This window comes from Bradyrhizobium sp. (genome assembly GCF_049581145.1).
Lineage (GTDB): Bacteria > Pseudomonadota > Alphaproteobacteria > Rhizobiales > Xanthobacteraceae > Bradyrhizobium.
Genome location: NZ_JBAURI010000189.1, coordinates 1 through 4498, shown reverse-complemented (window position 1 = coordinate 4498; position 4498 = coordinate 1). Strand labels below are relative to the sequence as shown.

At 64.7% G+C, this 4498-nt stretch carries 6 protein-coding genes and 1 pseudogene; 4 read left to right on the top strand and 3 right to left on the bottom strand.

What is annotated here, in order from left to right:
* Positions 1–5: 5 nt before the first annotated feature.
* Genes WCB02_RS06320 through WCB02_RS06310 form a run of 3 tightly spaced genes read left to right on the top strand, consistent with a single transcriptional unit; the run spans position 6 to position 1534 of the window.
* Positions 6–734: a heme ABC transporter permease gene (locus tag WCB02_RS06320; protein WP_423956979.1), complete on the top strand. Its 729-nt coding sequence runs from the start codon at positions 6–8 to the stop codon at positions 732–734.
* Positions 735–737: 3 nt separating this feature from the next.
* Positions 738–941: a heme exporter protein CcmD gene (ccmD, locus tag WCB02_RS06315; RefSeq protein WP_423956978.1), complete on the top strand. Its 204-nt coding sequence runs from the start codon at positions 738–740 to the stop codon at positions 939–941.
* Entirely contained in the window at positions 938–1534 is a 597-nt protein-coding gene (locus WCB02_RS06310) for a DsbE family thiol:disulfide interchange protein (protein ID WP_423956977.1), read from the top strand. The genes ccmD and WCB02_RS06310 overlap by 4 nt, the downstream gene beginning before the upstream one ends.
* A 99-nt stretch (positions 1535–1633) precedes the next feature.
* Here WCB02_RS06310 and WCB02_RS06305 read toward each other — a convergent pair whose 3' ends face one another.
* Together WCB02_RS06305 and ftsY are read right to left on the bottom strand one after the other, a co-directional pair.
* Positions 1634–2236: a septation protein A gene (locus tag WCB02_RS06305; protein WP_423956976.1), complete on the bottom strand. Its 603-nt coding sequence runs from the start codon at positions 2234–2236 to the stop codon at positions 1634–1636.
* A 133-nt stretch (positions 2237–2369) separates the two neighbouring features.
* The gene (gene ftsY, locus WCB02_RS06300; protein ID WP_423956975.1) at positions 2370–3317 is read right to left on the bottom strand and encodes a signal recognition particle-docking protein FtsY; all 948 of its coding nucleotides are present in this window, start codon (positions 3315–3317) and stop codon (positions 2370–2372) included.
* A 98-nt stretch (positions 3318–3415) separates the two neighbouring features.
* Here ftsY and WCB02_RS06295 point away from each other — a divergent pair, with 98 nt between their 5' ends.
* Positions 3416–4114 (top strand): RluA family pseudouridine synthase, encoded by a 699-nt coding sequence (locus tag WCB02_RS06295; RefSeq protein ID WP_423956974.1) that lies wholly within the window; start codon positions 3416–3418, stop codon positions 4112–4114.
* A 152-nt stretch (positions 4115–4266) separates the two neighbouring features.
* Here the strand turns inward: WCB02_RS06295 and WCB02_RS06290 are convergent.
* Positions 4267–4498 (bottom strand): annotated as a pseudogene (locus WCB02_RS06290) (tRNA (N(6)-L-threonylcarbamoyladenosine(37)-C(2))-methylthiotransferase MtaB); the annotation flags it as partial.

The following is a 4498-nucleotide window of genomic DNA, read 5'->3' as shown; positions in this document are numbered from 1 at the left end:
CGACGATGCTGACCGATCTCGCCAATCCGACAAAATTCCTGTCGTTGACGGCGCGCGTCCTGCCGTGGCTCGCCGCCGCGACCGCGATCCTGCTCGCTATCGGGCTTTATCTGTCGGCCATGGCGCCCGACGATTACCAGCAGGGCGCCACCGTCAAAATCATGTTCATCCACGTGCCCAATGCGTGGCTGTCGATGTTCGTCTGGGGCGTGATGAGCATCGCTGCGCTCGGCACGCTGGTATGGCGGCATCCGCTCGCTGACGTCGCCGCCAAGGCCGCCGCTCCGATCGGCGCAGCCTTCACTTTTCTGGCGCTGGTGACCGGCTCGCTGTGGGGCCGGCCGATGTGGGGCACCTATTGGGAATGGGATGCCAGGCTGACCTCGGTCCTGATCCTGTTTCTGATGTATCTCGGGCTGATGGCGCTGTGGCGCGCGGTGGAAGACCCCTCGCGTGCGGCCCGCGCCGCGGCGGTCTTGACCCTGGTCGGCGCCATCAACCTGCCGATCATCAAGTTCTCGGTCGACTGGTGGAACACGTTGCATCAGCCCGCCTCCGTGTTCCGGATGGGCGGCCCGACGCTCGATCGCGCCTTCCTGATTCCACTTTTGGTGATGGCGCTGGCCTTCACGCTGTTGTTCGTGACGTTGCATCTGGCGGCGATGCGCAACGAGATCCTGCGCCGCCGGGTGCGGAGCCTGCAGATGATGCAAGCCAACCAGCGGGCCGCATAAACCATGACAGTCGGAACGTCACTTGGAACAATGCTCGGGCCCTACGCCTCCTTCATCCTGAGCTCCTATCTCATAGCGGCCCTCGTGGTCGCGATCCTGATCGGCTGGATTGCGATCGACTATCGCAACCAGCGGACGCGGCTGCGGGAACTCGACGCCAGCGGCGTGGTCCGGCGGTCGGGGCGCAGCGCAACGGAGATCCAATGAGCGAACAGGCAACCTCCGAAGCTCCCGCGCAGCGCCGCTCCTTCCTGATGCTGCTGCCGCTCGTCGCCTTCCTGGCCCTGGCGGCGCTGTTCTGGTTCCGGCTCGGCGACACCGATCCGTCGCGGATTCCCTCGGCGCTGATCGGCCACCCGGCGCCGCAAACCCCCTTGCCACCGCTCGATGGCCTGGTCACCGATGGCGCGCCGGTGCCGGGTCTCGATCCCGCGATCTTCAAGGGCAAGGTCAGCGTCATCAATGTCTGGGCGTCCTGGTGCATCCCCTGCCATGACGAGGCGCCGCTGCTGACCGAGCTCGGTCGCGACAAGCGGCTGCAGCTGATCGGCATCAACTACAAGGACTCACCCGACAATGCCCGCCGCTTCCTCGGCCGCTACGGCAATCCTTACGGCTTCGTCGGCGTCGACGGCAACGGCCGTGCCGCGATCGAATGGGGCGTCTATGGCGTGCCGGAGACGTTCATCGTCGGCCGCGAAGGCAAGATCGTCTACAAGCTGGTCGGCCCGGTGACGCCGGATAACATCGACAGCGAGCTGAAGGCCGAGATCGACAAGGCGCTCAAGTCGGGGAGTTAGGATTTAGCCGTCATTCCGGAGCGCGAGGAGCGTGAACCGCGAGTCTCGAGATTCCGGGTTCGATGCTTGGTATCGCCCCGGAACGACAAGAGATAAAACTCACCCCTGTCGAACATCCCCAGCCTCGGCTTCGCTCGCCTCCAGCGACACCGGCTCGATGTGATAGCGCTTGATCAGCGGCATCTGCGTGAGGGCAAAAGCCATGGTCAGCGGGATGACGCCGAATGCCTTGAATGCGACCCAGACATCCGTGCTCTGGGTGCGCCAGATCGCCTCGTTGAGCACCGCCATCGCGGCGAAGAACAGCGCCCAGCGCAGCGTCAGGATGCGCCAGCCTTGCGGCGTCAGGTTGAACATCTGATCGAACATGATGGCGATGAAGGAGCGGCCGAACAGCAGGCCGCCGCCGAGCACGGCCGCGAACAGGCCATAGATGATGGTCGGCTTGACCTTGATGAAGGTCTCGTCATGCAGCACCAAGGTCAGCGTGCCGAACACCAGCACGACCGCACCCGTCACCAGGGCCATGATCGGCACGTGACGGGTCACGACATAGGAGGCGATCATCGCCGCCACCACGGCCACCATGAAGGCACCGGTCGCGACGAACAGATGGAACTTGGCGTTGACGATGAAGAACACGATCAACGGACCGAGTTCGGTCGCGAGCTTGAACATCGGATGTGGCTGGGTCTTATCCATTGCTAAACCTGAGCTGCTGTCATCGTCCGCAAGAGGCAAAAGCGGATGATCCAGTATTTTACCCCACGTCGAATCCGATCGGCGGTCCGGCGTACTGGATGCCCCGCCTTCGCAGGCCATGACAAGTGAAAACTTACGACTCGATTCCTGCGATCGCCTGGGCAAAGTCACGCGCCGTAAACGGGGCCAGATCGTCGATGCCTTCGCCGACGCCGATGAAATGCACCGGCACTTTGTGCTTTTCCGCGAGCGCCACCAGGATGCCGCCGCGCGCGGTGCCGTCGAGCTTGGTCATGACCAGGCCGGTGACGCCTGCGGTGCGGTGAAATGCTTCAACCTGCGACAGCGCGTTTTGTCCGACGGTCGCATCGAGCACCAGCAGCACCGCATGCGGCGCCGTCACGTCGACCTTCCGGATGACCCGGACCACCTTCTCGAGTTCTTTCATCAACTCGGCCTTGTTCTGCAGCCGACCGGCGGTATCGATCAGGAGCACGTTGATGGCCTGCTCCTTCGCAGCCGTCAGCGCATTGAAGGCCAGACTTGCGGAATCCGAGCCTTGCGCGGCGGCAATGACCGGCGATCGGCTGCGCTCGCCCCAGACCTTGAGCTGCTCGATCGCGGCGGCGCGAAAGGTATCGCCCGCGGCCAGCATCACCTTGCGGCCCTCGGAGGCAAACTTCGCCGCCAATTTGCCGATGGTCGTGGTCTTGCCGGAGCCATTGACGCCGACCACCAGAATGACGAACGGCGACTTGGTCGCGTCGATCACGAGCGGCTTCGCCACGCCCGCCAGCACCTTCTCGACTTCGGTGGCGACGACGCCCTTGACCTCATCGGCGCTGACGGCCTTGTCGTAACGCCCGGTGCCGACCGCAGCCGCGATCCGCGCCGCGACATCGGTGCCCAGATCGGCGCGCAGCAGCACATCCTCGATATCCTCGAGCATGGCACGGTCGAGCTTGCGCTTGGTGACGAGATCGGCCACCGCCGAGCCCAGCGCGCTCGAGGTGCGCTTCAGCCCGCTGGACAGCCGCCGCCACCAGCTCAGTTTGGGTGTTTCTGGCGTGGTATCGCTCATGAAGGGGGTGTGTTAGCCGTTTCGAGCTCCAAACGAAAGCCATTGCAACCGAAAGCCTTTGCAAGCGAAAGCCTCGGCAAACGAAAGCCTTGAAGGTCATGAACGTTCCCGAACTGACCGCCGACGAGATTCAGGCGCGCGTACTTCACCGCGACGGCCTGATGCTGGTCATCGACAAGCCGGCGGGGCTGCCGGTGCATCGCGGACCGAAGGGCGGCGCCAACCTGGAATCCTCGTTCGACGCGCTGCGCTTCGGGCTGCCGCGCCCGCCGGTGCTCGCCCATCGGCTGGACAAGGATACGTCCGGCTGCCTGGTGCTGGGGCGCCATCGCAAGGCAACCGCCTCGCTCGGGCTTCTGTTCAAGCATGGCCGCATCGGCAAGACCTATTGGGCCATGGTCGAGGGCGGCCCTGCCGAACATCAAGGTACAATCGAACTGGCGCTCGGCCGCCTCGACGTCGAACGCGGCTGGTGGCAGAAGCCGGACCCTGATGGACAACAGGCCATCACCCACTGGAAAGTGCTGGGGCGCGGCGACGGCCTCACTTGGCTCGCGATGGAACCGGTCACCGGCCGCACCCATCAATTGCGCGTGCACGCGGCGGCGCAAGGCTGGCCGATCGTCGGCGACAACATTTATGGGAGCGGCCCGCGCTTCGGCGAACCGCGCCTGCACCTGCACTCCCGCGAGATCGCGATTCCGGTTTCGAAGAACAAGGAGCCGGTGCGTGTAACGGCGCCGGTGCCTGAGCACATGCATGTGCGGCTCCGTGCCTGCGGATGGAACGGGGAATGACGGCACGCAGGCCTCGCCGCATCTCGAACGTCATCATCCGCGAACGCGGATGATCCAGTATTGAGACGGTTGCGATCAACTGGTCGGGGCGGGGCGTGCTGGGTCGCCCGGTCGAGCCAGGTCAAGCCGGGTGACGATACCTGAGGACCACTTTACACCGTCAATCGCGCGCCATTTTGGCCGGTAATCGAAAGCCTTCGCACGTCTCCCGGTGCCCCACCTGCTATCGCCACCGGCAGAAAATGCTCGGTGCGGCCGGCGGTCGGGCTCTCGATCAGCACCTCGCGCATCGCGCCGACCTCCGATGCCAGCCGCTTCCGCAACGCGACCTCGCCCGCCGCGCGCAGATGCTCGGCGCGCTGCTTGATCGCCGGACCCGCCACC